The following is a 23467-nucleotide window of genomic DNA, read 5'->3' as shown; positions in this document are numbered from 1 at the left end:
TTTGTGTTTATGAGAATTTTTTCTCAATAATTCCTAAAAAACGCTCTGCATAATCGTCTTTTCCTTCCCAATTATTGTAGTCTGGTTTTACCATATTTTCGATAAATCCCTGCGCTTCATTATAGGTATCAAAAGTCAATAACTGATTTAATACACGGCTGTAATCTTCAGAGCTGTTTCCGAAAAGATTTTTGGTGAATGCAATTCGGTCATTCAAATCAATGTGGAAACCTTTGGCTAATTTTTCGTTTAATGTGGCAATTTTTGGTTCTGCTTTTTCTAAAACTTCCGTTTCTATAACTGTTTTTTCTTTAAATTCATTGATGGATGGAGCAGGCGGAATAGCTTCAAAATTATCCACTTTTACAAAATGCGCATCGGCATAATTGATACCAAAATCCTCAAACAAAATCTGAACAGGTTTTGATGGTGTTGAAATTTCTTCTTCGATTGCTTTTTCTTCTTCAATTGCCTCAAGTTCAAAAGCAGGTTTGAAATCGGGAATTGGATTGAAATCGCTTTTTGTTGAAAACGAAAGTTCTTCCACTTTTTCTGTTTCTTTTTTCTCTTCAAGAACAGGTTCTTCAATGGTTTCCTCGATTGGCTCTTCAATAGTTTTTAGAACAGGTTCTGGTATTTCTTCTTCTTCAATTTCTTGTTCTTCCACTGTTTCTTCAATTTGTTCTTCAGCTTGAGCTACAATTTCTTCAATAATTTCAGGTTCGAAATTTTCTTCGGTTACGATTTCTTCAGTAATAACAGGATCTTCAAGTTTAGTTTCAACTGGAGTATCTTCTTCTTTTTCAAAAATAGTTTCGATTTGAGATTCTATTTCGCCTCGGCCAATTGTTGGTTTTGGAGAGTCAAAATTTTCATCAATAAATTTTAAAACAGCTAATTTTTCATATAATTTCTGCGTTTCAAGATACAATTGATTGATATCGGATTTGTTTTTAAGTTTTAAAATTCGATGAGCAATGCTGATTAAATCGGCTTCCAATTTTTTTTTCATAACTGTTGAAATTATAGTGAATAGGTATTTCTAATATATTTTGTATTCGATTGTGTTGATTATTGAAGAAAACTCGCAGAACATTTTTTTATTTCTGTTAATAAGCGTTTGCGAATCTCTGTTTTGATAAAAATTTTCTACTTTTGAAAAAATGTAAAAAGAGTAATTTTTTACATCAATTTATTACCAGTACAAAGTAATAAAAACTATTCATTTTTAAAGGTAGAAAAATACAAAATGTTTCTCGAAAATACAGTAAATCACAAAGAACAATTTGGTTGGATTGAAGTTATTTGTGGATCAATGTTTTCGGGTAAAACCGAGGAGTTAATCCGTAGATTAAAACGCGCTCAATTTGCCAAACAAAGAGTCGAAATTTTTAAACCTGCTATTGATACCCGCTATCATGACGAAATGGTGGTATCGCACGATGCCAACGAAATTCGTTCTACACCTGTACCAGCTGCTGCCAATATTGCGATTTTGGCACAAGGTTGCGACGTAATTGGTATTGATGAAGCGCAATTTTTTGATGACGAAATTGTTACCGTTTGTAACGATCTCGCCAATCAGGGAATTCGAGTAATCGTTGCAGGACTGGACATGGATTTTAAAGGAAATCCTTTCGGACCTATGCCAGCGCTTATGGCAACAGCTGAATATGTAACAAAAGTGCATGCCGTTTGTACAAGAACTGGAAACCTTGCCAATTATAGTTTTAGAAAAACAGACAGTGATAAACTGGTTATGTTAGGCGAAACCGAAGAATATGAGCCACTTAGCCGTGCAGCGTATTTTAATGCAATGAAGAAAAATCAGGAATAAATAGTATATTTTTTCATTAGAATAAACCCGACAGGTTATAAAATCTGTCGGGTTTGTTATTTTTAAATGAACTTATATCTCTTATATGGTTTAAAGAAAAACTAAATCTTCTTTCTCATTCTTGCCACCGGAATATCCAATTGTTCACGGTATTTCGCAATGGTTCTACGCGCAATCGGATAACCTTTTTCTTTTAAGATTTCGGCCAATTGATCGTCTGGAAGCGGTTTGTGTTTGTCTTCTTCTTCAATGGTATTTTTAAGAATCTTTTTAATTTCTAAAGTCGAAACATCTTCGCCTTGATCGTTTTTCATCGCTTCAGAGAAAAACTCTTTGATTAGTTTTGTTCCGTATGGTGTTTCTACATATTTACTATTCGCAACGCGCGAAATCGTCGAAATATCCAAACCAACCATATCTGCAATGTCTTTTAAGATCATTGGTTTTAGCTTAGTTTCGTCACCATCCAAAAAGAATTCTTCCTGATAATGCATAATCGCATTCATCGTTACAAAAAGTGTTTCCTGACGTTGTCTGATCGCATCGATAAACCATTTAGCCGAATCGAGTTTCTGCTTGATAAACTGAACCGCATCTTTTTGTGCCGACGATTTGTCGCGGGAATCTTTATACGTCTGCATCATTTCCTGATAATCTTTAGAAACGTGCAAAGACGGAGCATTTCTTCCGTTTAAAGTCAGTTCCAGTTCTCCATCCACAATTCTGATAGCAAAATCCGGAACTACATTTTCGGTAACTTTATTGTTTCCGGTATAAGAACCGCCCGGTTTTGGGTTCAGTCTTTCAATTTCGTGAATCGCTTTTTTTAGCTGTTCATTCGAAACCGAATATTTCTGTAAAAGCTTATCGTAATGTTTTTTGGTAAAAGCATCAAACTGATTTTCGATAATATCAATTGCCAAGTCAACGTATTCCGTTGGCGTTTTATGTTTCAGTTGCAGCAATAAACACTCTTGCAAATCACGCGCACCAACTCCAGAAGGTTCCAGTTCGTGAATAACGTGCAGCATTCTTTCAACCATTTTCTCATCGGTATAAATACCCTGAGTAAAGGCCATATCATCGACCATATCAGGAACGCTTCTGCGAATGTAACCCATGTCATCGATACTTCCAACCAGGAATTCGGCGATTTCGCGCTCTTCGTCATTCAGAATAAAAGTATTCAACTGATTGATTAAATCCTGATGAAAACTAATAGGAGAAGCAAAAGGTGTTTCGCGCTCTTCATCTTCACCATAATTATTCACCTGAGTTTTATAATCCGGCGTATCATCGTCGCTTAAATATTCGTCGATATTAATGTCGTCTGCTTCGATTCTGTCCGATTCTGCATCATCATAATCGTCGTATTCTTCATTAGCAAATTCATCCGCTTCGTATTCGTCTTCTTTACCAGCTTCCAGGGCTGGATTTTCGTTCATTTCTTCCAATAAACGTTGCTCAAAAGCTTGCGTAGGCAATTGAATTAACTTCATCAGCTGAATTTGCTGTGGAGATAATTTCTGTGATAATTTTAAATTTAAAAATTGCTTTAGCATAATAAGACACTAATTTTTTAGCCACTAAGACGCGAAGGCGCAAAGTTTTTTTGCCATGAAATCACAAAGATACAATGGCATATTTGTTTAATTTAATATCTTCTTTTTGTATTTATAAATCTTCTAATACCACTCTTAATTAGTGGAACATTAAAATTAATTAAAAAGCCTAAATCTTTATCCAGCAATTTTAATTGACTTATAATTTGTGCTTCCCAAACAGGATTCATTTGCTCAACTGCTTTTATTTCGATAATTATCGAATCTTCAATCAGTAAATCTAATCTTAATCCTTCACTAAATTCAATTCCGTCATAAACTATCGGAATATCAACCTGGCGTTTTACTTCAAGACCAGCTTTTGTGATTTCATGAGCCAAACAAACTTCATAAACTCTTTCTAATAGTCCAGGTCCAAGTTGTTTATGAACCTTGAATGCCGAGTTTACAATAATTCTTCCAATTTCTTCCGTTCTTTCAGAGAGCATAATATTTTGAGTTTGCCACGAAGGCACAAAGGCGCGAATTTATTTTTCTTTAAAGATTAAGCTTTAAAAATAAAAATACATGTTGACTTTCTTTGTGTCTTCGTGGTATTTTTATTTTTTTAGAATCTTTAATAAGCAAAATTTAAAAACTTTGCGCCTTTGTGTCTTTGTGGCAAACTTTTACCAACAGGGTACAAAAAACTTTGTGTCTTAGTGCCTTCGTGGCAAATTCCGTTTCCTAGAATTCCGCACTTCCAGGAGTTCTCGGGAAAGGAATTACGTCTCTAATGTTTGTCATTCCAGTTACAAACAATACCAAACGCTCAAATCCAAGTCCGAAACCTGCATGAGTTGCAGAACCAAATCTTCTTGTGTCCAGGTACCAGTATAATTCTTCTTCGTCGATTCCCAGGGTTTTCATTTTTTCAACCAGAACATCGTAACGCTCTTCTCTTTCAGAACCACCAACGATTTCTCCAATTCCTGGGAAAAGGATGTCCATCGCACGAACTGTTTCTCTTCCAGGTTCAGTGTTGTCGTTCAAACGCATGTAAAACGCTTTAATATTTGCTGGATAATCGTATAAAATTACCGGACATTTAAAGTGTTTTTCAACCAAATAACGCTCGTGTTCCGACTGTAAATCAGCTCCCCATTCGTTGATAAGGTATTGAAATTTCTTCTTTTTGTTCGGAGTAGAATCTCTCAAAATATCAATAGCTTCTGTATAAGAAACACGTTTGAAGTTGTTCTCCAAAACAAAGTTTAATTTCTCCAACAAAGCCATTTCGCTTCTTTCTGCCTGAGGTTTAGATTTTTCTTCTTCCAGAAGTCTTCCTTCCAAAAATTTCAAATCATCACCACAATTATCCAAAGCATATTTGATTACGTACTGAATAAAATCTTCAGCCAAATCCATATTGTCATCCAAATCGTTGAAAGCAACTTCAGGCTCAATCATCCAAAATTCTGCAAGGTGACGGGAAGTGTTAGAGTTTTCTGCTCTAAAAGTTGGTCCAAAAGTATAAATCTGACCCAAAGCCATCGCAAAAGTTTCACCTTCTAATTGTCCAGAAACCGTTAAGTTGGTATGTTTTCCAAAGAAATCTTTCTTGAAATCAATATTTCCTTCTTCCGTTTTTGGTAAATTGTCTAATGGTAACGAAGTTACCTGAAACATTTCTCCAGCACCTTCAGCATCAGCTCCAGTAATAATTGGTGTGTTTACATATACAAAACCTTTTTGTTGAAAATAGTTGTGAACTGCAAACGAAAGCACAGAACGAACTCGCATAATTGCACCAAAAGCATTCGTACGTACACGCAAATGCGCATTCTCACGCAAGAATTCCAAAGAGTGTTTCTTTGGCTGCATTGGGAATTTCTCAGCATCAGAATCTCCTAAGATTTCAATTTTCGAAACCTGAATTTCGTATTTCTGACCCGCACCTTTACTTTCCACCAAAGTTCCAATTACCGAAACCGCAGCTCCAGTCGTGATTCTCTTAAGCGTCTCTTCTGGTGTATTTTCAAAATCAACAACACATTGTATATTATTAATGGTAGAACCGTCATTAAGCGCGATGAACTGATTATTTCTAAAAGTTCTCACCCATCCTTTTGCATTCACTTCCTGTAGCGTCGTCGTACTGTTTAATAAGTCTTTAACTTTTGTGTGTTTCATTTTAATATTAGATTTTAGATTGCTGATTTTAGATTAAAATAAAATCAGTGTTTTTATATCGAGTTGCAAATATAAACGATAATTATTAAAATTAGAAGCTGTTTCCCGCTATCCGCTATATCTTTTTAGGCAGAACGTTTACGGTGAACGAGATATTTCCAATTGCCTAAAAAGGATACCGCTCCTATCGGGGCTAGGGCACTCGTTTTCAAAAGGAGTTTTTTGTCATTGTAAAACCGCCACGAATTCACGAATTAAAATCAATTCAATAAATTCGTGAATTGCTTCGCCTGTTCGCTATCGCTTGGGTCGTGGCGAAAAAAAAATATTTACTCAAATTCTCTTTCTTAACCTCGTTCCTTGGAATGACAAGATTGTGTCTAAATCTTTGTCAGTTCAAAATCTTTGACAAAGATTTAAACTCTTAATTCGTGAATTCGTGGCGAAAAAAAATTATTTACCCGACTCTTCCAAATCCTCCTTCTTAGCTTTTTTCTTCTCAAAAGTCAAAACCAAAGCTGGTAAAACCAATAAATTCGCAAACATCGCAAAAGCCAATGTACAAGAAATTAATCCTCCAAGTGCAATTGTTCCGCTAAAACTGGATAATGTAAACGTTGCAAATCCTAAAATTAAAACCACCGAAGTATAAAACGTACTGATTCCGGTTTCTCTCAACGAACTGAAAACAGACTTTTTCACCTTTCCGTTACTCTGAATCAAATCATGTTTGTACTTCGCCATAAACTGAATCGCATTATCTACCGAAATTCCAAACGCAATACTAAACACCAAAATCGTAGAAGGTTTCAGCGGAATCCCGAAATAACCCATCAATCCTGACGTAATACAAAGCGGCAAAATATTGGTAATCACCGATGCAAAAACCATTTTGAACGAACGGAATAAATACAGCATCAGCGCAGCAATAACCAGAATCGCAAAAATCAACGACTCGATTAAGTTGTCTACCAAATACGAAGTTCCTTTCTGGAAAACCAATGCTTTTCCGGTAACGGTAACTTTATAACGATCGCTCGGGAAAATCTCATCAATCTTAGAATGTAGTTTTTTCTCGACTTTCGCCATTTCATCGGTACCAATATCTCGCATAAAAGTCGTGATTCTGGCGTATTGTCCTGTCGAATCAACATAACTTTTCATTAAGTTTTCTTTGCTGTTTTTGGTTGCGTTTTTGGCGTAACTCAAAATAAAAGCTTGTTCCTGCGAAGTTGGCAATTGATAATATTCTGGTTTACCATTATAATACGCTTGTTTCGAATATTTAACCAAATTCACAATTGAAACTGGTTTCGACAACTCAGGCATTTCCGAAATTGTGTTTTGCAACTCGTCCATTTTACGCATGGTCGATAATTTCATTACGCCTTTTTTGCGTTGCGTATCGATCATGATTTCGAGCGGCATTACACCGTTAAACTCTTTTTCGTAGAACAAAATATCTTTAAAGAAAGAAGCACTTTTTGGCATTTCGCCAATCAAACTTCCTGAAACTTTCATTTGCGAAACACCGATAACGCTAAAAACCAAAAGCAATCCGTAAATAGTATAAATTACTTTTCGTTTGTTTCGCACCACATTTTCTACAAAATCCAACAAAGTTGAAATATAGGTTTTGCTTAAATGATACAAATGTTTTTCTCCTGGAACTGGCAAGAAACTATACACAATTGGCACAATAACCAGAGTCAGTAAATAAACCGAAATCACATTAATCGAAGTCACTAATCCAAACTCAAAAAGCAACTCATTACCCGTAATCATGAACGTTGCAAAACCAATAGCAGTCGTCAAATTCGTCATCAGGGTCGAAACTCCAATTTTTGAAATAATACGCTGCAATGCCTTTGCCTGATTGTTGTGCAGTTTTATTTCCTGCTGGTATTTGTTAATCAGAAAAATACAATTCGTGATTCCGATTACGATAATCAGTGGTGGAATTACTGCTGTTAGAATCGTGATTTTATAATGGAATAATCCTAATGTCCCGAAAGACCACATTACACCCACAATCAAAATACAAATCGAAATAAAGGTAGCTCTGAACGAACGGAAAAAGAAAAAGAAAACCAACGAAACAATCAGTAATGCACTACCAATAAAAAGACCTATTTCGCCTTTCATATCTTCTGCATTAATCGTTCTGATGTACGGCATTCCTGAAACCTTAAGGTCAACACCAGTCGTTTTTTCGAATTTTTCTATTTTCGGAACAAGATTTTCAATGATAAAAGTCTTTCTCGCCGCAGTGTTTACCAAATCTTTATTCATGTAAACCGCAGAACGAACGCTTCCGCTTTCTTTGTTAAACAATAAGCCTTCATAAAAAGGTAAATTGTGAAACAGATCATACTGAACGGTTTTCAGGTAAGCAGGGTCGATCGTTTTGCTCTGATCGATAAAAGGAGCCAGAACAAACTTCTCGTTTACAGTGTCCTTCTCCAGTTTTTTAAGGTCATTCAGAGAAACGACAAGATCCACTTCTTTCGATTTTTTCAAACCGGTCATCAGTTCATTCCAGGCAGCGTAGTTTTTAGGGGTAAAAAAGTTAGAATCTTTAAAACCTATTACAATAAGATTTCCTTCTTCGCCAAATTTGTCCAGAAACTGTTGGTATTCTTTGTTGGCAATATGATCTTTAGGCAGCAGATTGGCCTCCGTATAAGTCATTGCAAGGTTTTTCCATTGAGAACCAAGGAAGATGGTTAAGGCTGCAACTATAATTAGTATGGTAATTCTATTTTTAAGAATGATTCGGGCAACTTTTTCCCAAAATCCAACTTGTATCGCTTTTTTCATAAAATCTTTAAAATGGATGCAAATGTAGTGAAAACTGCTAGAAATCATTAACTATCGGGTCTGTTTTTGCGATATGTTAACATAAATTAACACGCATAATGTTTAGATAATTTGATAATCTGTTGCAGTTTTATTTCTCGCAAAAACGGAAAGTCGCAAAGCGACAAAGTCAAAAAAAAGTCAATATAAAAACTGAATAGCTTCCAGCTTTAGCTGGATGGATTAATAAAGGTATGAAAAGGGCTTTAGCCAAACCATATTCAGTTTGGCTAAAGCCCTTTTCCCTGTTAAATCGTATTCCCATGGGCTATTCAAAAAAAACTTTATGTCTTTGCGAAATTCTTTTGAAATAATTGAAAAAAGAAGCGGCTTAATTTTTAAAAACAAATTTTAGTACGGGTGTTTTGGTAATTATAAAGTAGCTTTTCTCATCTTTGTATTCAAATTAAAAGGAACAATAATGAACTGGATTTTATTAATCATCGCAGGACTTTTCGAAGTCGGTTTTGCATCTTGTTTAGGCAAAGCCAAAGAAACTAACGGAATCATTTCGACTTACTGGATGGGTGGTTTTTTTGTCTGTCTTACCATAAGTATGATTTTATTGTATAAAGCGACCCAAACATTACCAATTGGTACAGCCTATGCTGTATGGACAGGAATTGGTGCGGTAGGAACAGTATTGGTCGGCATCTTTATCTTCAAAGAACCCGCAACTTTCTGGAGAATATTTTTCCTTTCGACTTTAATTGCTTCGATTATCGGATTGAAGTATGTTTCCAGTCATTAAAAATATTGGCATGCAGATGAATTGGACCACAGATGACACAGATGAAACGGATCAACACAGATTAAAAATCCTTTTGAATCCTTTAATCTGTGGCAAAAAAAAAGGCTCGCAGATTTTGCAGATCAGGCAGATTTTTGAAATTAGATTTAAAATATAATTTGTGTAATTCGCGTAATTTGTGGTTAAAAAGTAACACGCAAGTACCACAGATTATAAAATCCTTTTGAATCCTTTAATCTGTGGCAAAAAAAAGCTCGCAGATTTTGCAGATCAGGCAGATTTTTGAAATTAGATTTAAAATATAATTTGTGTAATTTGCGTAATTTGTGGTTAAAAATAGCACTCCGATAACGCAGATAAAACGGATCAACACAGATTATAAAATCCTTTTGAATCCTTTAATCTGTGGCAAAAAAAAGCTCGCAGATTTTGCAGATCAGACAGATTTTTGAAATTAGATTTAAAATATAATTTGTGTAATTCGCGTAATTTGTGGTTAAAAAGTAACACGCAGATACCACAGATTATAAAATCCTTTTGAATCCTTTAATCTGTGGCAAAAAAAAGGCTCGCAGATTTTGCAGATCAGGCAGATTTTTGAAATTAGATTTAAAATATAATTTGTGTAATTCGCGTAATTTGTGGTTAAAAAGTAACACGCAAATACCACAGATTATAAAATCCTTTTGAATCCTTTAATCTGTGGCAAAAAAAAGCTCGCAGATTTTGCAGATCGAGCAGATATCTAATTTTAGGTTTAAATTTGTGTAATTCGTGTAATTCGTGGCAAAAAAAATAGCACGCAGATAAAATTCTTTTAAATCCTAAAAATCTGTGGCGAAAAAAACTTTTACAACATGCAGGAAAACAACACCATACTCTTCATATTTCTTTCCATAATTCTCTTACTGGTCATCATCATCTGTTTTATGGTGTATCAATTAATGCAATCCAAAAAAGCAAAAGACGATGCTGAGAAAAGCTTTTATGCACTCGAAATGAAAGTTAATGATCTGCAGCTAGAAACCTTAGAATCCAAACTGAATCCGCATTTATTCAAGAACATACTCAATTCTATCCAGTCTCATGCGTATCAAACCTATTTTGCTTTGGATAAACTGGCCAATGTGCTGGATTATATCCTGTACGAAAGCAAAAAGAAATTTGTTACCGCCAAAGAAGAAATTGACTTCGCGCTGAATTTAATCGAAATCAATAAAATAAAAATCAGTCCGCTTTTCGAATTAAAGATAAAAACCAATATCAACGAGCAGGACAAGCTGTATGAGCAGCCCTTACTGGCGCCGCTGATTTCAATAGATTTAATAGAGAATGCCTTTAAGCATGCTGACCTGCAAAGTGCCGATGCTTTTATTTCGGTAATCTTTGAGTTCAGGGACAATGCGTTTTTTATGACGGTGTCGAATAAGATCTCTGAGAAAAAAGCACTGAAGAAGGAACGAAGCGGCTTCGGGCACACGACTTTAGAGCACCGACTCCGAATCATTTATAAAAATAACTTCAAATTAGACAGGTTTGTAGAAAACGATATTTATATTGCACACCTAAAAATTGATTTACTTGAATACAAAACTGAAATGCTTGCTGCTGGACGATGAGTTGCCGGGATTAACCTATCTCAAAATGCTTTGCGAACAAATTCCCGAACTGGAAATCGTAAAAACATTCAATAATCCGGAGAAACTTTTAGCCGAAATTCCGCAACTCGACTTTGATTTATTAATCTCAGATATCGAAATGCCCGGAATGGACGGACTGCATCTTGCGGACTTGCTTCAAAACAAACTAATCATCTTTTGCACGGCTTATAAAAACTATGCTGCCGATGCTTTTAATATCGATGCCGTAGATTACATCACCAAACCGGTAAAAATAGAGCGTTTGCAAAAAGCAATCTCCAAAGCTCTCGAACGATTCGAAAAACCAGATACTTCCAAAAAGTTCATTCAGCTGAATACAGATAAAGGAAAAACATTATTGTATTTTAATCAAATTCAATATATCAAAACGGCAGAAAGCGACAGCCGTGATAAAGCCGTTCTTTTGACTGATGGCAGTTCCCTGAATCTGAAAAATATTAAATTTGATACCCTTTTAAAAGAATTACCCGAAACTGATTTTTGCCGCGTCAACAAAAAAGAAATCGTAGCGGTAAAAGCCATAAAATTCTTTAATCATAACGAAATTGTATTGCACAATCTCGACAAAAATGGCAAAAACACCACCATGATCCTGAGCGAAACCTATCGCTCCGACTTTCTCTCAAAGGTAAAACTGTAAATTGAATTGGATTATGGGGTCAAAAAATACCCTAACAAGAACCACCATCCTGTCATCCTGATGAAGTAAGAATCTCTGTAAGGAACTCACCAGTCTTAATAAAGACTTCTATTCTTTTTTTGCCATTATGCCGCACTCTTCAAAGCCAGACATTGGGTAAAAACTTCAAAAGTTTAGTAGTATTATGGTCATTTATAACGTTGATTTGTGTCGCACCGCACAACTTATTACAAACTTTTCCTCACTTGTTACATACATCAAAAATTAGCTTTAAATTTACTTTTCCGCTTAAAAATCACTTCTGATATTTGCCCCAATAAATTAAAAAATGAGTTATGAATAATATAAAGAACTCCTTGTTTTATGTTACCATTATTGGTGGTTTTACAGCCCTGATATATTGGGTTATTTCAAAGGGTGCTGCTCTTGAAGTAGGGCGTCAGATTGTTAAGAAAAAGATAGAAAGCAATCATTGGAACGATTTTACACATTCAATGATCGAAAACTTGCAGCATCCCTTAGCTATTTTATTAGCGCAGATTGTTACCATTATATTAGTAGCGCGTTTGTTTGGATGGGGATTTCGAAAAATAGGACAGCCATCCGTAATAGGAGAGATGATTGCCGGTATTGTATTAGGGCCATCCCTGGTCGGAATGTATTTTCCGGAGTTTTCAGCGGCGTTATTCCCTGCAGCATCTTTAGGAAACCTGCAGTTTTTAAGTCAGATTGGTTTAATCCTTTTCATGTTCGTTATCGGTATGGAGCTGGACTTAAAAGTACTAAAGAATAAAGCACACGAAGCGGTCGTAATCAGTCACGCCAGTATTGTAATTCCTTTTGCTTTAGGTTTAAGTTTAGCCTATTTTATCTATCATAGATTTGCTCCCGTTGGAGTAGAATTTTCGTCTTTCGGATTGTTCATGGGAATCGCGATGAGTATTACCGCCTTTCCAGTTCTGGCCAGAATCGTGCAGGAACGCGGTATGCAAAAAACAAAACTAGGCACGATTGTCATTACTTGTGCCGCTGCCGATGATATTACGGCATGGTGTATTCTGGCAGTCGTAATTGCTATCGTAAAAGCGGGTTCGTTTACCAGTGCTTTGTATGTAATAGGATTGGCAATTTTATATGTAATGGTAATGCTTAAAGTCGTTCGTCCGTTCCTGAAACGTGTAGGAGATTTAAACAGTACCAGAGAAAGTCTGAACAAACCTGTAGTGGCCATTTTCTTTATTACCTTATTGTTCTCTGCTTATGTATCTGAGCTAATCGGGATTCACGCTTTGTTTGGTGCTTTTTTAGCAGGAGCAATCATGCCTGAAAACAATAAATTCCGAAATATTTTTATCGAAAAAGTCGAAGATGTAGCCATTATCGTGCTCTTGCCTTTGTTCTTTGTATTTACAGGATTGCGTACCCAGATAGGTTTGCTGAATGATCCGGAATTATGGAAAATTACAGGGCTTATCATCGCAGTTGCCGTGGTAGGTAAGTTTTTTGGAAGTGCACTTGCAGCGAAATTTGTTGGGCAAAACTGGAAAGACAGTCTCGCCATTGGTGCCCTGATGAACACACGTGGTTTAATGGAACTTGTGGTGCTGAACATCGGGTATGATCTAGGGGTTCTTTCTACCGAAATTTTTACTATGATGGTCATTATGGCGTTAGTCACGACTTTTATGACGGGTCCGGCTCTCGATTTTATAGGTTTTATTTTTAAAGATAAAATCACCGCCATCCCGCAGGAAATTGGAAATAAGAGCAAGTACAAAATTCTGCTTTCGTTTGCTACTCCTGAAAAAGGAAAGCAATTATTGAAAATAGCCAACAGTTTAGTTAAAAAACAACCGGATAATTCGATTGTTACCGCAATGCATTTATCCTTAAGTACAGAGATTCATTCTTTTGATGTAAAAGATCACGAACGCAAAATGCTGGTTCCGGTTATTGAAGAGTCAGAAAGACTGAAACAAAACATGGTAAGTCTTTTTAAAGTATCCAATGATATTGATACCGATATTATTGACTCGGCAAATCAGGGAGAATACGATTTGTTGCTGGTAGGTTTAGGACAATCTATTTTTGATGGAACATTGTTGGGGAAAATACTGGGTTTTACCACCCGAATTGTAAACCCGGATCGTCTGATTGATAAGTTTACAGGTAAGGAAGGCTTGTTCGAAAACTCTCCTTTTGATGAAAGAACACGTCATATTATTGCCAAAACCAAGATGCCGGTTGGAATTTTTATAGATAAAGAACTTCAGGAGGTAAATCAGGTTTTAATACCGGTATTTAGTAAAGAAGATGGATTTCTTATTGAATATGCAAAGAAATTAATCAATAATAATGGTTCGCAGATCACGGTTTTAGATGCGGGCGGCGAGGTAAAAAATACACGTGAGATTCAGGAAACGATTCGGTCTATCGAACAAATTGCACCTAATCATATCATGATTATGCATGACAGGATTATTAAAAAGGAATTTTTAGAAACACAAAATTTAATGATTATTAGTTTAGACAGTTGGAAAAAATTAATCGAGTCACAAAGTACCTGGTTAAATAATACGCCTTCCGTTTTAATATTGAAGCCATAAAGAAAGAAAATCTTAAAATCTCAAATTCCAAATTCCAATTTTTAATGATTGGGATTTGGGATTTGTCTTTTTAAACCCAAAAGTTTTTCAGGGGAAGTCTTTACTCCTGACAAAATTCATATTCATTATTTGTGATATCCAATGGGATAAAAGCAATATTGAATCAAATACATAAAGCCAGAGCTGCTGCTGCGAATGATTATGGCAGACTAATTTCAGAAACAGTTAAGAAACCTGAGAAAACAAGAAAGGTTTTTGAGGGAACTTGTAATGTCTTTGCAGAAATAAGCGATGTGTTTTGTAAAACAGATCATTTATTTTGTAAAGTAGGCGATGTGTTTTATAAACCTAGCGATATACTTTATAAAGTAAGCTGCATGATTTGTAAACTTAGCGATGTGTTTCGTAAACTTAGCGACATACTTTATAAAGTAAGCGACATGATTTATAAACCTGTCGATGTTTTTTGTAAAGTAAGCGATATCATTTATAAACCTAGCGATGTGTTTCGTAAAAGAGGCGATGGGTTTCGTAAATCTGGCGATGTATTTTATAAAGGAAGCGAAATGATTTATAAATGAGGTAATGTGTTTCGTAAAACTGCCGTGTGGTTTTATAAAAGAGAGGTTTGCATTGCATTACCTGATGAGATGTTTTTCAAAAGAATAGCTGTTATAGGTAAAAGGAGTAGAGTAAAAACAAAATGAAGCGTCATTTTGTCAAAATAAAAAATAAAAAATTCCAAATTTTCATGATTCGAATTTGGAATTTAAAATATTGAAATTTTTATTTAGAGCCCTAAATCAAGAACATACGACAGCTTAACCGCAATATTGTCATCAAATCGGGATAGCTGATTCGGTCCATATCTATAGAATCCCCCCAATCCAAAACCTTTGTAGATTTTGTTCAGTTCAATACCGGACTCAAAGTAACCTTTGTCCAGTGTTTTGTATTCTGGGCCTACATGGTGTTCAGGATTCTTCATGTTTCCCCAGGCTGCTCTGGAAACCAGTACAATCAAAGGATTTACCTTCTTAAAGAGCTGAACTCTTTTGAAACCATGCTTTATCTGAAAGAGAACATATTCGCTGGAGAAAAATTCATTAAAATACATCGTCTCAAAACTGTTCCTTCCGGCAAAAGTAATACGCTGTATAATGGTTTCCTTAGTTAAGTTATTCGGAGCCGTATTGTACAAATGGGTAATGGGTACCTCGCCTATGGCAAGTCCGCCCTGCAAAAGCAGACTGGTTTTCTGCCCGTTCAGATAATTCTTTTCATATTCTGTTTTAAAGTCAATTTTACCAAAGGCAAAGTCGTTATCCAGAACATTAGGCAAAGATTGTGTGTATTGAAAAGTAAAGCGCGGAAAACGTTTCTCCGATTCATTTCGACCTGTAGGTGTCTGCATGAAATTACTAAACGGTGCCCACATAATCGACATCATCGCCGTAGTCATCACATAACTCGAATATAATTTTCCGTCCAGATTAAAGAGATAATCAAATTTGGGTTCGACAGCAGTGCGAGAAAGCTCCAGAATAGCTTCCGTCTTCGGAATAATTCGGGTTTGTACATTCGCTTTCCAGCTCGTATATTGATAAAAAGTACTAATGTTTATCGGACGCGGGTCATACAATTTAAAAACACGCTTGTCAACAGCAAAAGTAGTACTCGCAATCTCCCGAACATCATCCGTATAGGAAGCATTCAGCCAGGTATTGGTCGTTTTTCCAAGCTGTACACCAGCGCCCAGGTTGTACTTAAAAGCACCATCCTTGGTCCCGTAAGCGGAATACCCCTCAATTCTGAAATTTTTAGAGAAACGATCGTTGGTAATTCCTCCAAGTCCTAGACGAAAGCCTTCATAGTTGTTATAACTTACCAGTTTTTTCAAATCAAAATCAATAGGGCCTACAGGAATGTAACCGTTTATGATTTTTCTTCCAAAACGAAGCCGGCTTTCTATTCTTTTATTAATAGAAAGGCTGTCCAGTAACAAATACGTCTTCTGGCTTTTCAGGTCCAGATCTTCCTTTCGGTATTCTTTCCAGAAACTTTCAGGCTGCTTGCTGGCTTCTTCTTCAATTTCAATATAAAGAGAAGGATTTTTAATGCTGGAATTTGTATTATAATGAATGTCGAAGTTATTACTCTGAGAGACTAAGTAAGAGAAGTCTGTGGCGCTCTTTTTTCGCGTCTCAAAAAAGTCTTCGGCATCCCCGTCAAACTGAATGGTTCCCCCTAAAATCTTAATATCATCATCATTCTTTCCTTTTACAATTTTAAATGTAGTAATGTCCGGAAACCAGATTTTTTCCTCAGGAATGTATTTAAATTCATGTATCCCGCTAATGTCTAATACGCCTTTAATACGCATAACCGCTTTAGCAATAGCAAAATTCTCCTGATCGATATACAAAACTCCTTCCAGTCCGCTGGCTCTGATTTTCTTTTTGTTTTTAAAATAGATCATGTAGGTTTCACGACCATCAATAGCTACCGTATCGAGTAATTTATAGTTGTAATCTTTAGCAGCATCATTCGCAATCGGACTGTTGTATTTGGTTTCGAACAGTTCGTATTTCGAATCATAAACCGAAATAGACTGCAGGTTAAAAGCAATAATCTCATATACAGGCTGTTTAAATCCAGCCATCTTGCTGCCTAAAATAGTTTCCTTCAGTCGGTTTTCTCCAAACTGGTACTGCGACACTTTTTCGGTCTGGAAAAGATGTTGTTTACTGATGATTTCTTTAAACTTATAATTCGAAGAGTCTATTTTAATGAGTAGTTTATCAAAGTTCTTGTCGTATTCAAAAATAGAGTCAATTCCTCTGCCTATAGAGTCGGCATTTGCGGTAACAATCAGTTTGTTGTACGTTTTATAATCAAACGAACGCAGTTTTTTTTGCGGATCGTTATTGTTTTTATTGGTAATTACTCTTTTTAAAATGTTCAGAGCAGGATTTTCATTCGATACAATAACTTCTTTTAAGTCATCTGTTTTACCATCAAGAGCGATACTGTAGAATTTTCTGTTGTCGGTTATACTAATGACTTTTGGGGTAAAACCAATATAAGAAACAATAAAAAAACGAAACTCCTTTTTAGATTCCAGGACAAATTTACCATCAACATCCGTAATGGTTTGATGTTCGTCAGAGGTTGTAATCGTGGCAAAAGGGAGTGGTTTGTTATTTGAGTCATTTACAATTCCGTTTATCTGAAATTGCGCTTGTAAGGAAAGCGTAAAAAACAAAGTCAGTAAACAGAATAGCTTCATAGAGAGTTATATAGTTTGGAAAACGCAAAGGTTCTAATTTTCGTACGCAAAAATAAGAATAAAAAAATCCGTCTAGTATATTTTAACTAAACGGATTATTTTTTTATGATATAAGATTTTAAACTTTCATGATTTCGGCTTCTTTTGCAGCCAGTAATTCATCAATTTTTTTGATAAAAGTATTTGTTAAGTTCTGAACTTCTTCTTCTGCAGATTTACAAATATCTTCTGAAGTTCCTTCTTTTTCTAATTTTTTGATATCAGTATTAGCATCTTTACGTACGTTACGAACACCAATTTTAGCATCTTCAGCTTCTACTTTTGCCTGTTTTGCTAATTCTCTACGACGGTCTTCAGTAAGTGGCGGAACACTAATAATGATCATGTCACCATTGTTCATCGGGTTAAAACCAATGTTGGCAATCATAATTGCTTTCTCAATGGTTTGCAGCATGTTTTTTTCAAAAGGCTGCAAAGTGATAGTTCGGGCATCAGGAACACTAATTTTCGATACTTGCGAAAGTGGTGTTGCTGAACCGTAATAATCTACAAAAACGCTTCCAAGCATGGCTGGTGAAGCTTTTCCTGCACGAATGTTAAGAAATTCTTTTTCTAAATGCGCAATAGAACCATTCATTGATTCTTCCGTACTATCTAATATAAATTCTATTTCTTCAGTCATTTTTTTTAGTTTTCAGTTTTTTAGTCTCAGTTTTAAGTTCAGTCCAATAGTTGACTGTAAATTTAACTGAGATTATATATTAACTACAGTTCCTATGTTTTCGCCTTCACAGATTTTCAATAAATTTCCAATTTTGTTCATATCAAAAACAACGATTGGCAATTTGTTTTCCTGACTTAAAGTGAAAGCAGTTGTATCCATTACGTTTAGTCCTTTTTTAAGGACATCATCAAACGAAATAAAATCGAATTTCACAGCCGAAGCATTTTTTTCCGGATCAGAATCATAAACACCATCAACGCGGGTTCCTTTCAGGATAACATCAGCATTAATTTCGATTCCTCTTAGTACAGCAGCAGTATCGGTTGTAAAATAAGGGTTTCCGGTTCCAGCACCAAAGATTACGATTCTTCCTTTTTCAAGATGACGATCGGCTCTTCTCTTGATATACGGTTCCGCAATAGATTCCATTTTAAGAGCAGTCTGCAAACGTGTCTTCATTCCTTTGTCTTCAAGAGCACCCTGCAAAGCCATACCGTTAATTACTGTAGCAAGCATTCCCATGTAATCGCCTTGTACTCTATCCATACCGGCACTTGCTCCCGCAACGCCTCTAAAAATATTTCCTCCACCAATAACAATCGCAATTTCTACTCCTTTACTGTGAATTTGCTTAATTTCTTCAGCATATTCGGCCAGTCTGTTCGGGTCAATTCCGTATTGTAAATCACCCATTAAGGCTTCGCCGCTCAATTTCAGAAGAATTCTTTTATATTTCATGTGTGTGTTGCGTTAATTTGTGCAAATATAGACATATTCTGTTTTTTAAAAATAATGTTTTCAAAAAATTATCTGCTCTTTTTCGCTATAAATTTATAAAGATTAAGAGGAATATTTTCTGAAACAAATAAAAGTTTTACTTCTGTCGTTTTATATTTTGTATTTTTATAGTATCCAAAACTCAACCACATGAAAAGTATCGTAGCCAAAGCATTATTCAACAGTCATTCGTATTCGGAATATCGAAAATTAGTTTCCGATTTATTATCCGATGGAAAATCAACCGGAAATGACCAATCCGAAGACCTCACACATTACACAAGTCTGAATGAAAAACGAATGAACCGTCTGGAGAAAACCATTACGGTTTCTGAAGATGTAATTGCGAAATTGCAAAATTTGAAGAATCATTATATCTGGCTGGTAATCTCCGAAGGCTGGTGTGGTGATGCGGCGCAAATTTTACCCATACTTAATAAAATGGCAGCGCAGTCCAATAAAAAAATTGATTTGCGAATTGTATTGCGTGATGAAAATGAAGAATTTATGAATCAGTATTTGACAAACGGCGGAAAGGCAATACCAAAAGTGATTGTTATCTGTAAAGAAGCCGGAATTGTTCGCACGCATTGGGGACCAAGACCAAAAGGAGCAACGGATCTAATGACCAATTATAAAAAAGAGTTTGGTGTTATCGATGAGAAAATCAAAACCGATTTGCAGTTGTGGTATCTGGCTGATAAAGGAATTTCGGTTCAGGAAGAACTGGTTGAAATTATGGAAAACATTAAATACAATAGATTGTGATTTATGTTTTTTACAAGAAACCGATGAAATACATAATTATCAGTTAAAATGCTGGTTTTGAATGATTTATTGTTAAAAAATAGATAAAAAAGATATTTTTTATTCAAAATTTTGTAGCTTAGTAATGTTATCCCACTTCTATCTGTTTCATTTTTGATTTACTATTCTTATAGGTATTTATTTAATGTTTAATGATTAAAAAATGCACTATTATGAAAAAGTTATTCGAAAGATTTTATGATTTTTTCTCAAGATTTTTATTCGGAGGAAAAAGCGTTTCTCATTATTAATTTAAAAAGGTTAAATATGAGATAAAAATACTTTTATTTAGAAGTAGGCACATTACTATTGTCTTTAAGTGATGTGCTTTTTTTATGTATTGAATCTAAAAAAAAACTCTTTTTAATTTATCGATTTAATGTATTCGGTATTAAAATCACGAAAATAATTATTTATAATCGATAATGATTTTCTTTGTTTTAATGATTTTTTTGGGAGAACGGCTTCCGTGAAAAGCACGTAAAACTTCAATTCTGGTTTCGGTTATTCGATAAATTATCAGATAAGATCCTAGAATGATATTTCGATATTTTTTAGTCTTGGTTTCAAGATGACGACATTCAGGATGGAGTAAGTATTGTAATGTGAGCTTTTCTACATCAGAAAGTATCTCTTCAAAAAAGCCTAAAGCGGCGCTTTCGCCAAATGTAGATTCTCCGTATTCAAAAATGGCTTGGATATCTTTATAGTAATAAGTGGATTTAACTACTTCTTTCTTTGTAACCTCCATGCTTCAAATCGAGTTTTGAATTCTTCGATTGATAAAAATTCACCTTCTTCAGCTTCTTTAATCATAGAAGCGAATTTTTTCTGAGACATTGGTTTTCCCGGTGTCGCAAGATTGTCGGAGTTATTTTTTTTTGTCTTCATAATAGTAAAGTTAACAAAAAGTATTGAAAACGAATGTATTTGTAAGGAATTATTGCAACGATTCTTCAAACAAAGTAACATCTATTGCGTCTTTTACATCGTAATCGCCAATTTTAGTACGGCGTAAAACCGTTAAGTGTGAACCTGAATTCATTGCTTTTCCAAAATCAAAAGCTAATGAACGAATATAGGTTCCTTTACTGCAAACGACTCTAAAATCAATTTCAGGTAATGCTATTCGGGTGATTTCAAACTCATGAATCGTAGTTTTTCTACTCGCAATTTCGATAGTTTCTCCCGCACGGGCGTGCTCATACAAACGAACACCATCTTTTTTTATCGCCGAAAAAATAGGTGGCTTTTGGTCAATTTCGCCTAAAAACTGTTTTACGGTTTCGTTGATCAAAGCGTCATCGATATGTTCTGTTGGGAAAGTAGCGTCGATTTCGGTTTCTAAATCATACGATGGAGTAGTGGCTCCAATATAAAAAGTCCCGGTATATTCTTTAGCCTGACCCTGTAACTCAGTAATTCTTTTGGTGAATTTTCCTGTGCAGATCAGTAACAATCCAGTTGCCAAAGGATCTAAAGTGCCGGCATGACCAATTTTGAATTTTTTTGGAAGTCCGACTTTGTTAATCAGTAAATATTTTAATTTATTGACAGCTTGAAACGAACTCCATTTTAGGGGCTTGTCAATCAGTAAAACTTGTCCGTTCAGGTATTCTTCGAGCGTTTTCAAATCTTATTTATTTAAAGAAAAATAAGCTAATAAAAGTATTCCCGCTACAATTCTGTAATAGCCCCAAGGCTTAAAACCGAATTTTTTGATAATTTCGATGAAGAATTTTATCGCAATAACCGCTACTATAAAAGCGACTACATTTCCAATCAAAAACATCTTTAGATTGTTGCTGGATTGTGTTAATAGTTCGTATCCTTTAAGTTGCGAAACTTCATAGGTTTTTAAAAACAAAGAATAAGTGGTTACCGCTAACATCGTTGGAACTGCCAGAAAAAACGAGAATTCAGCAGCCGTTTTTCTATCTAATCCTTGTTGCATTCCTCCAATAATTGAGGCTGCAGAACGGCTTGTTCCCGGCATCATCGCCAGACATTGCCAAAAACCAATTGTAATGGCTTTTTTTATAGTAATATCTTCTTCGTGAATAATCGTGGGATTTTTGAACTGATTGTCGATAAAAAGCAGAACAATTCCACCTAAAATCAAAACAATAGCAATCGGAATTGGGTTTCCTAAAATAGCATCAATTTTATCATCGAATATTTTTCCTAAAACTAAAGCCGGAATCACAGCACAAGCCAGTTTGATGTAAAAGTTGATTTTACTGAAGTCAAAAAACTTCTTCCAATACAAAACCACAACGGCCAGAATTGCTCCAAACTGAATAGAAACCTGAAATAATTTTACAAAATCATCTTCCTGAATACCAAAAAAAGAACTTGTAAATATCATGTGAGCTGTCGAAGAAACAGGTAAATATTCTGTTAATCCTTCAACAATGGCAATAAGAATTGCTTGTAAGTAATTCATGTAAATGTTAGATTGTAGATTATAGTCCCGATAGCTATCGGAATCAGATTGTTATTCTTTCGACTTTGCTCAGAATGACAATTGAAGATTAAAATCTATTTATTTTGATTTTTTAAAAATAGAATATATCGTGATTCCAAAACCAATTAATACTGTAGTTGGAGCCAATCGGATACGTCTAAAATTGAAAATTTCTTCGTTAAAAACATTAGGGTCTTCACTTGCTCCCCCAGACATTAAGATAAAGCCTATTGCAATTACGGCAATTCCAACCAAAAGAATTTTATAATTGATAGTATCAAAAAGAAATTCTTGTTTTGGTGTTTCTGTATTATTTTTCATTTATGATAAAGTTTTTTTAAATCTAAAATCTAAAGTCAAAAATCTAAAATTAGTAAAGATCGTCTGTTCTTAAATTCAAGAAACGTTGTGTTGCAAAGTGTGTGCTTAACCAGGTAATTAAAACGCCAAGTCCGAAAACAGCCAATAAAACTAAACCAATCAGAACTTTGTCTTCTAAAATTCCTAAACCAGGGAAATTAGTTTCTACATAAAGTAAAAGACCAATCAATGCAATAATCGCTAATCCTGCGCCTAACATTCCTAATTTTACACTACGCATTACAAATGGTTTACGAATAAATGCTTTTGTGGCACCCACCATCTGCATGGTTTTAATAATGAAACGATTAGAGTGTATAGATAAACGTAACGAACTGTTGATTAATAAAACTGCAATCACCGCAAGGAAACCACTGATAATCAAAATCCACATACTTACTTTTTTGATATTGTCATTCACTAAGTTTACCAATTGTTTGTCATACACAATATCTTCGATCATGGTATTTTGGCGCAAACGGCTTTCAATTTTTACAATACTATCTCTTTCTACATAATCGGCTTTTAAGTGAATATCATACGAATTCAACAATGGATTTTCTCCTAAAAACGTTAAAAAATCCTCGCCAATAATGTCTGTGTGTTCTTTCGCAGCCTTCTCTTTGGTAACATAAACATACGATTTTGCAAACGGAACTCTTTTCAATTCAGTGTTGAATGCTTTTATCACACTATCATTAGCTTCATTTTTAAAGAAAACCGTCATGGCGATTTTTTCTTTAAAATCATTTGCTAATTTTTTAGAATTAATAATGAATAATCCCAGTACGCCCAAAAGGAATAATACCAGAAAAACACTTAATACAACTGAAAAATAAGAGGAAATTAACCTGCGTTTTTGAAATTTATCAAAGTTAGAACTCATAGTTTGCTTAAATTATGTGGTAAAAATAATAAAGAATTTCTTTATATGAAGTTAATAACGGCCAAAGTT

At 35.0% G+C, this 23467-nt stretch carries 21 protein-coding genes; 7 read left to right on the top strand and 14 right to left on the bottom strand.

Annotated features, from left to right (window positions below):
* Positions 1 to 7: 7 nt before the first annotated feature.
* A complete protein-coding gene (locus GON26_RS03730) occupies positions 8 to 1012 on the bottom strand; it encodes a hypothetical protein (RefSeq protein ID WP_160373388.1) in 1005 nt (334 codons plus the stop codon).
* Between the two features lie 237 nt (positions 1013 to 1249).
* Here GON26_RS03730 and GON26_RS03725 point away from each other — a divergent pair, with 237 nt between their 5' ends.
* Positions 1250 to 1837: a thymidine kinase gene (locus tag GON26_RS03725; protein WP_160373387.1), complete on the top strand. Its 588-nt coding sequence runs from the start codon at positions 1250 to 1252 to the stop codon at positions 1835 to 1837.
* A 101-nt stretch (positions 1838 to 1938) separates the two neighbouring features.
* Here the strand turns inward: GON26_RS03725 and rpoN are convergent, their stop codons facing one another.
* The 4 genes from rpoN to GON26_RS03705 form a co-directional block, all read right to left on the bottom strand.
* On the bottom strand, positions 1939 to 3399 hold the full coding sequence (rpoN, locus tag GON26_RS03720) for an RNA polymerase factor sigma-54 (RefSeq protein WP_160373386.1): 1461 nt from the start codon (positions 3397 to 3399) through the stop codon (positions 1939 to 1941).
* 92 nt (positions 3400 to 3491) lie between these two features.
* A complete protein-coding gene (locus GON26_RS03715) occupies positions 3492 to 3887 on the bottom strand; it encodes a GxxExxY protein (RefSeq protein WP_160373385.1) in 396 nt (131 codons plus the stop codon).
* 238 nt (positions 3888 to 4125) lie between these two features.
* Positions 4126 to 5571 (bottom strand): asparagine--tRNA ligase, encoded by a 1446-nt coding sequence (gene asnS, locus GON26_RS03710; protein ID WP_160373384.1) that lies wholly within the window; start codon positions 5569 to 5571, stop codon positions 4126 to 4128.
* A gap of 453 nt (positions 5572 to 6024) precedes the next feature.
* A complete protein-coding gene (locus GON26_RS03705) occupies positions 6025 to 8391 on the bottom strand; it encodes an efflux RND transporter permease subunit (protein WP_160373383.1) in 2367 nt (788 codons plus the stop codon).
* Positions 8392 to 8851: 460 nt separating this feature from the next.
* Between GON26_RS03705 and GON26_RS03700 the strand changes: the two genes are divergently transcribed.
* The 5 genes from GON26_RS03700 (at position 8852) to GON26_RS03680 (ending at position 14669) form a co-directional block, all read left to right on the top strand.
* The gene (locus tag GON26_RS03700) at positions 8852 to 9181 is read left to right on the top strand and encodes a DMT family transporter (protein ID WP_160373382.1); all 330 of its coding nucleotides are present in this window, start codon (positions 8852 to 8854) and stop codon (positions 9179 to 9181) included.
* Positions 9182 to 10038: 857 nt separating this feature from the next.
* A complete protein-coding gene (locus GON26_RS03695; RefSeq protein WP_160373381.1) occupies positions 10039 to 10800 on the top strand; it encodes a sensor histidine kinase in 762 nt (253 codons plus the stop codon).
* Positions 10763 to 11482: a LytR/AlgR family response regulator transcription factor gene (locus GON26_RS03690; RefSeq protein ID WP_160373380.1), complete on the top strand. Its 720-nt coding sequence runs from the start codon at positions 10763 to 10765 to the stop codon at positions 11480 to 11482. Before GON26_RS03695 ends, GON26_RS03690 begins: the two co-directional genes overlap by 38 nt.
* 335 nt (positions 11483 to 11817) lie before the next feature.
* Complete coding sequence (locus tag GON26_RS03685) at positions 11818 to 14088, top strand: cation:proton antiporter (protein WP_160373379.1); 2271 nt, start codon at positions 11818 to 11820, stop codon at positions 14086 to 14088.
* A gap of 158 nt (positions 14089 to 14246) precedes the next feature.
* Positions 14247 to 14669 (top strand): hypothetical protein, encoded by a 423-nt coding sequence (locus GON26_RS03680; protein ID WP_160373378.1) that lies wholly within the window; start codon positions 14247 to 14249, stop codon positions 14667 to 14669.
* Between the two features lie 209 nt (positions 14670 to 14878).
* Here the strand turns inward: GON26_RS03680 and GON26_RS03675 are convergent, their stop codons facing one another.
* From GON26_RS03675 to pyrH, 3 genes are all read right to left on the bottom strand, one after another.
* The gene (locus GON26_RS03675) at positions 14879 to 17377 is read right to left on the bottom strand and encodes a DUF5686 family protein (RefSeq protein WP_160373377.1); all 2499 of its coding nucleotides are present in this window, start codon (positions 17375 to 17377) and stop codon (positions 14879 to 14881) included.
* A gap of 118 nt (positions 17378 to 17495) precedes the next feature.
* The gene (frr, locus tag GON26_RS03670) at positions 17496 to 18059 is read right to left on the bottom strand and encodes a ribosome recycling factor (RefSeq protein ID WP_160373376.1); all 564 of its coding nucleotides are present in this window, start codon (positions 18057 to 18059) and stop codon (positions 17496 to 17498) included.
* A 72-nt stretch (positions 18060 to 18131) separates the two neighbouring features.
* Positions 18132 to 18839: a UMP kinase gene (gene pyrH, locus GON26_RS03665; protein WP_160373375.1), complete on the bottom strand. Its 708-nt coding sequence runs from the start codon at positions 18837 to 18839 to the stop codon at positions 18132 to 18134.
* Positions 18840 to 19028: 189 nt separating this feature from the next.
* Between pyrH and GON26_RS03660 the strand changes: the two genes are divergently transcribed.
* Positions 19029 to 19646, top strand: a complete 618-nt coding sequence (locus GON26_RS03660; protein ID WP_160373374.1) for a thioredoxin family protein — start codon at positions 19029 to 19031, stop codon at positions 19644 to 19646.
* Positions 19647 to 20094: 448 nt separating this feature from the next.
* Here GON26_RS03660 and GON26_RS03655 read toward each other — a convergent pair whose 3' ends face one another.
* From GON26_RS03655 to GON26_RS03630, 6 genes are all read right to left on the bottom strand, one after another.
* Entirely contained in the window at positions 20095 to 20436 is a 342-nt protein-coding gene (locus GON26_RS03655; protein ID WP_160373373.1) for a type II toxin-antitoxin system RelE/ParE family toxin, read from the bottom strand.
* Positions 20412 to 20576, bottom strand: coding sequence for a hypothetical protein (locus GON26_RS03650; protein ID WP_160373372.1), 165 nt, complete (start codon positions 20574 to 20576; stop codon positions 20412 to 20414). Before GON26_RS03650 ends, GON26_RS03655 begins: the two co-directional genes overlap by 25 nt.
* Positions 20577 to 20625: 49 nt before the next feature.
* Positions 20626 to 21318: a tRNA pseudouridine(55) synthase TruB gene (gene truB, locus GON26_RS03645; RefSeq protein ID WP_160373371.1), complete on the bottom strand. Its 693-nt coding sequence runs from the start codon at positions 21316 to 21318 to the stop codon at positions 20626 to 20628.
* A 3-nt stretch (positions 21319 to 21321) separates the two neighbouring features.
* Entirely contained in the window at positions 21322 to 22131 is an 810-nt protein-coding gene (locus GON26_RS03640) for an undecaprenyl-diphosphate phosphatase (protein WP_160373370.1), read from the bottom strand.
* A gap of 99 nt (positions 22132 to 22230) precedes the next feature.
* A complete protein-coding gene (locus GON26_RS03635) occupies positions 22231 to 22473 on the bottom strand; it encodes a DUF3098 domain-containing protein (RefSeq protein ID WP_160373369.1) in 243 nt (80 codons plus the stop codon).
* A 49-nt stretch (positions 22474 to 22522) separates the two neighbouring features.
* On the bottom strand, positions 22523 to 23398 hold the full coding sequence (locus tag GON26_RS03630; protein WP_160373368.1) for a cell division protein FtsX: 876 nt from the start codon (positions 23396 to 23398) through the stop codon (positions 22523 to 22525).
* Positions 23399 to 23467: the final 69 nt, after the last annotated feature.

Source organism: Flavobacterium hydrocarbonoxydans, assembly GCF_009789235.1.
GTDB classification, from domain to species: domain Bacteria; phylum Bacteroidota; class Bacteroidia; order Flavobacteriales; family Flavobacteriaceae; genus Flavobacterium; species Flavobacterium hydrocarbonoxydans.
Note: the sequence above shows the minus strand (reverse complement) of the source record. Positions and strands in the feature narration are given on the sequence as shown.

Coding starts and splice junctions, on each gene's coding strand:
- GON26_RS03730 (WP_160373388.1), bottom strand. CDS start 1,012: ATGAAAAAAAAATTGGAAGCCGATTTAATCAGCATTGCTCATCGAATT.
- GON26_RS03725 (WP_160373387.1), top strand. CDS start 1,250: ATGTTTCTCGAAAATACAGTAAATCACAAAGAACAATTTGGTTGGATT.
- rpoN (WP_160373386.1), bottom strand. CDS start 3,399: ATGCTAAAGCAATTTTTAAATTTAAAATTATCACAGAAATTATCTCCA.
- GON26_RS03715 (WP_160373385.1), bottom strand. CDS start 3,887: ATGCTCTCTGAAAGAACGGAAGAAATTGGAAGAATTATTGTAAACTCG.
- asnS (WP_160373384.1), bottom strand. CDS start 5,571: ATGAAACACACAAAAGTTAAAGACTTATTAAACAGTACGACGACGCTA.
- GON26_RS03705 (WP_160373383.1), bottom strand. CDS start 8,391: ATGAAAAAAGCGATACAAGTTGGATTTTGGGAAAAAGTTGCCCGAATC.
- GON26_RS03700 (WP_160373382.1), top strand. CDS start 8,852: ATGAACTGGATTTTATTAATCATCGCAGGACTTTTCGAAGTCGGTTTT.
- GON26_RS03695 (WP_160373381.1), top strand. CDS start 10,039: ATGCAGGAAAACAACACCATACTCTTCATATTTCTTTCCATAATTCTC.
- GON26_RS03685 (WP_160373379.1), top strand. CDS start 11,818: ATGAATAATATAAAGAACTCCTTGTTTTATGTTACCATTATTGGTGGT.
- GON26_RS03675 (WP_160373377.1), bottom strand. CDS start 17,377: ATGAAGCTATTCTGTTTACTGACTTTGTTTTTTACGCTTTCCTTACAA.
- frr (WP_160373376.1), bottom strand. CDS start 18,059: ATGACTGAAGAAATAGAATTTATATTAGATAGTACGGAAGAATCAATG.
- pyrH (WP_160373375.1), bottom strand. CDS start 18,839: ATGAAATATAAAAGAATTCTTCTGAAATTGAGCGGCGAAGCCTTAATG.
- GON26_RS03660 (WP_160373374.1), top strand. CDS start 19,029: ATGAAAAGTATCGTAGCCAAAGCATTATTCAACAGTCATTCGTATTCG.
- GON26_RS03655 (WP_160373373.1), bottom strand. CDS start 20,436: ATGGAGGTTACAAAGAAAGAAGTAGTTAAATCCACTTATTACTATAAA.
- GON26_RS03650 (WP_160373372.1), bottom strand. CDS start 20,576: ATGAAGACAAAAAAAAATAACTCCGACAATCTTGCGACACCGGGAAAA.
- GON26_RS03640 (WP_160373370.1), bottom strand. CDS start 22,131: ATGAATTACTTACAAGCAATTCTTATTGCCATTGTTGAAGGATTAACA.
- GON26_RS03635 (WP_160373369.1), bottom strand. CDS start 22,473: ATGAAAAATAATACAGAAACACCAAAACAAGAATTTCTTTTTGATACT.
- GON26_RS03630 (WP_160373368.1), bottom strand. CDS start 23,398: ATGAGTTCTAACTTTGATAAATTTCAAAAACGCAGGTTAATTTCCTCT.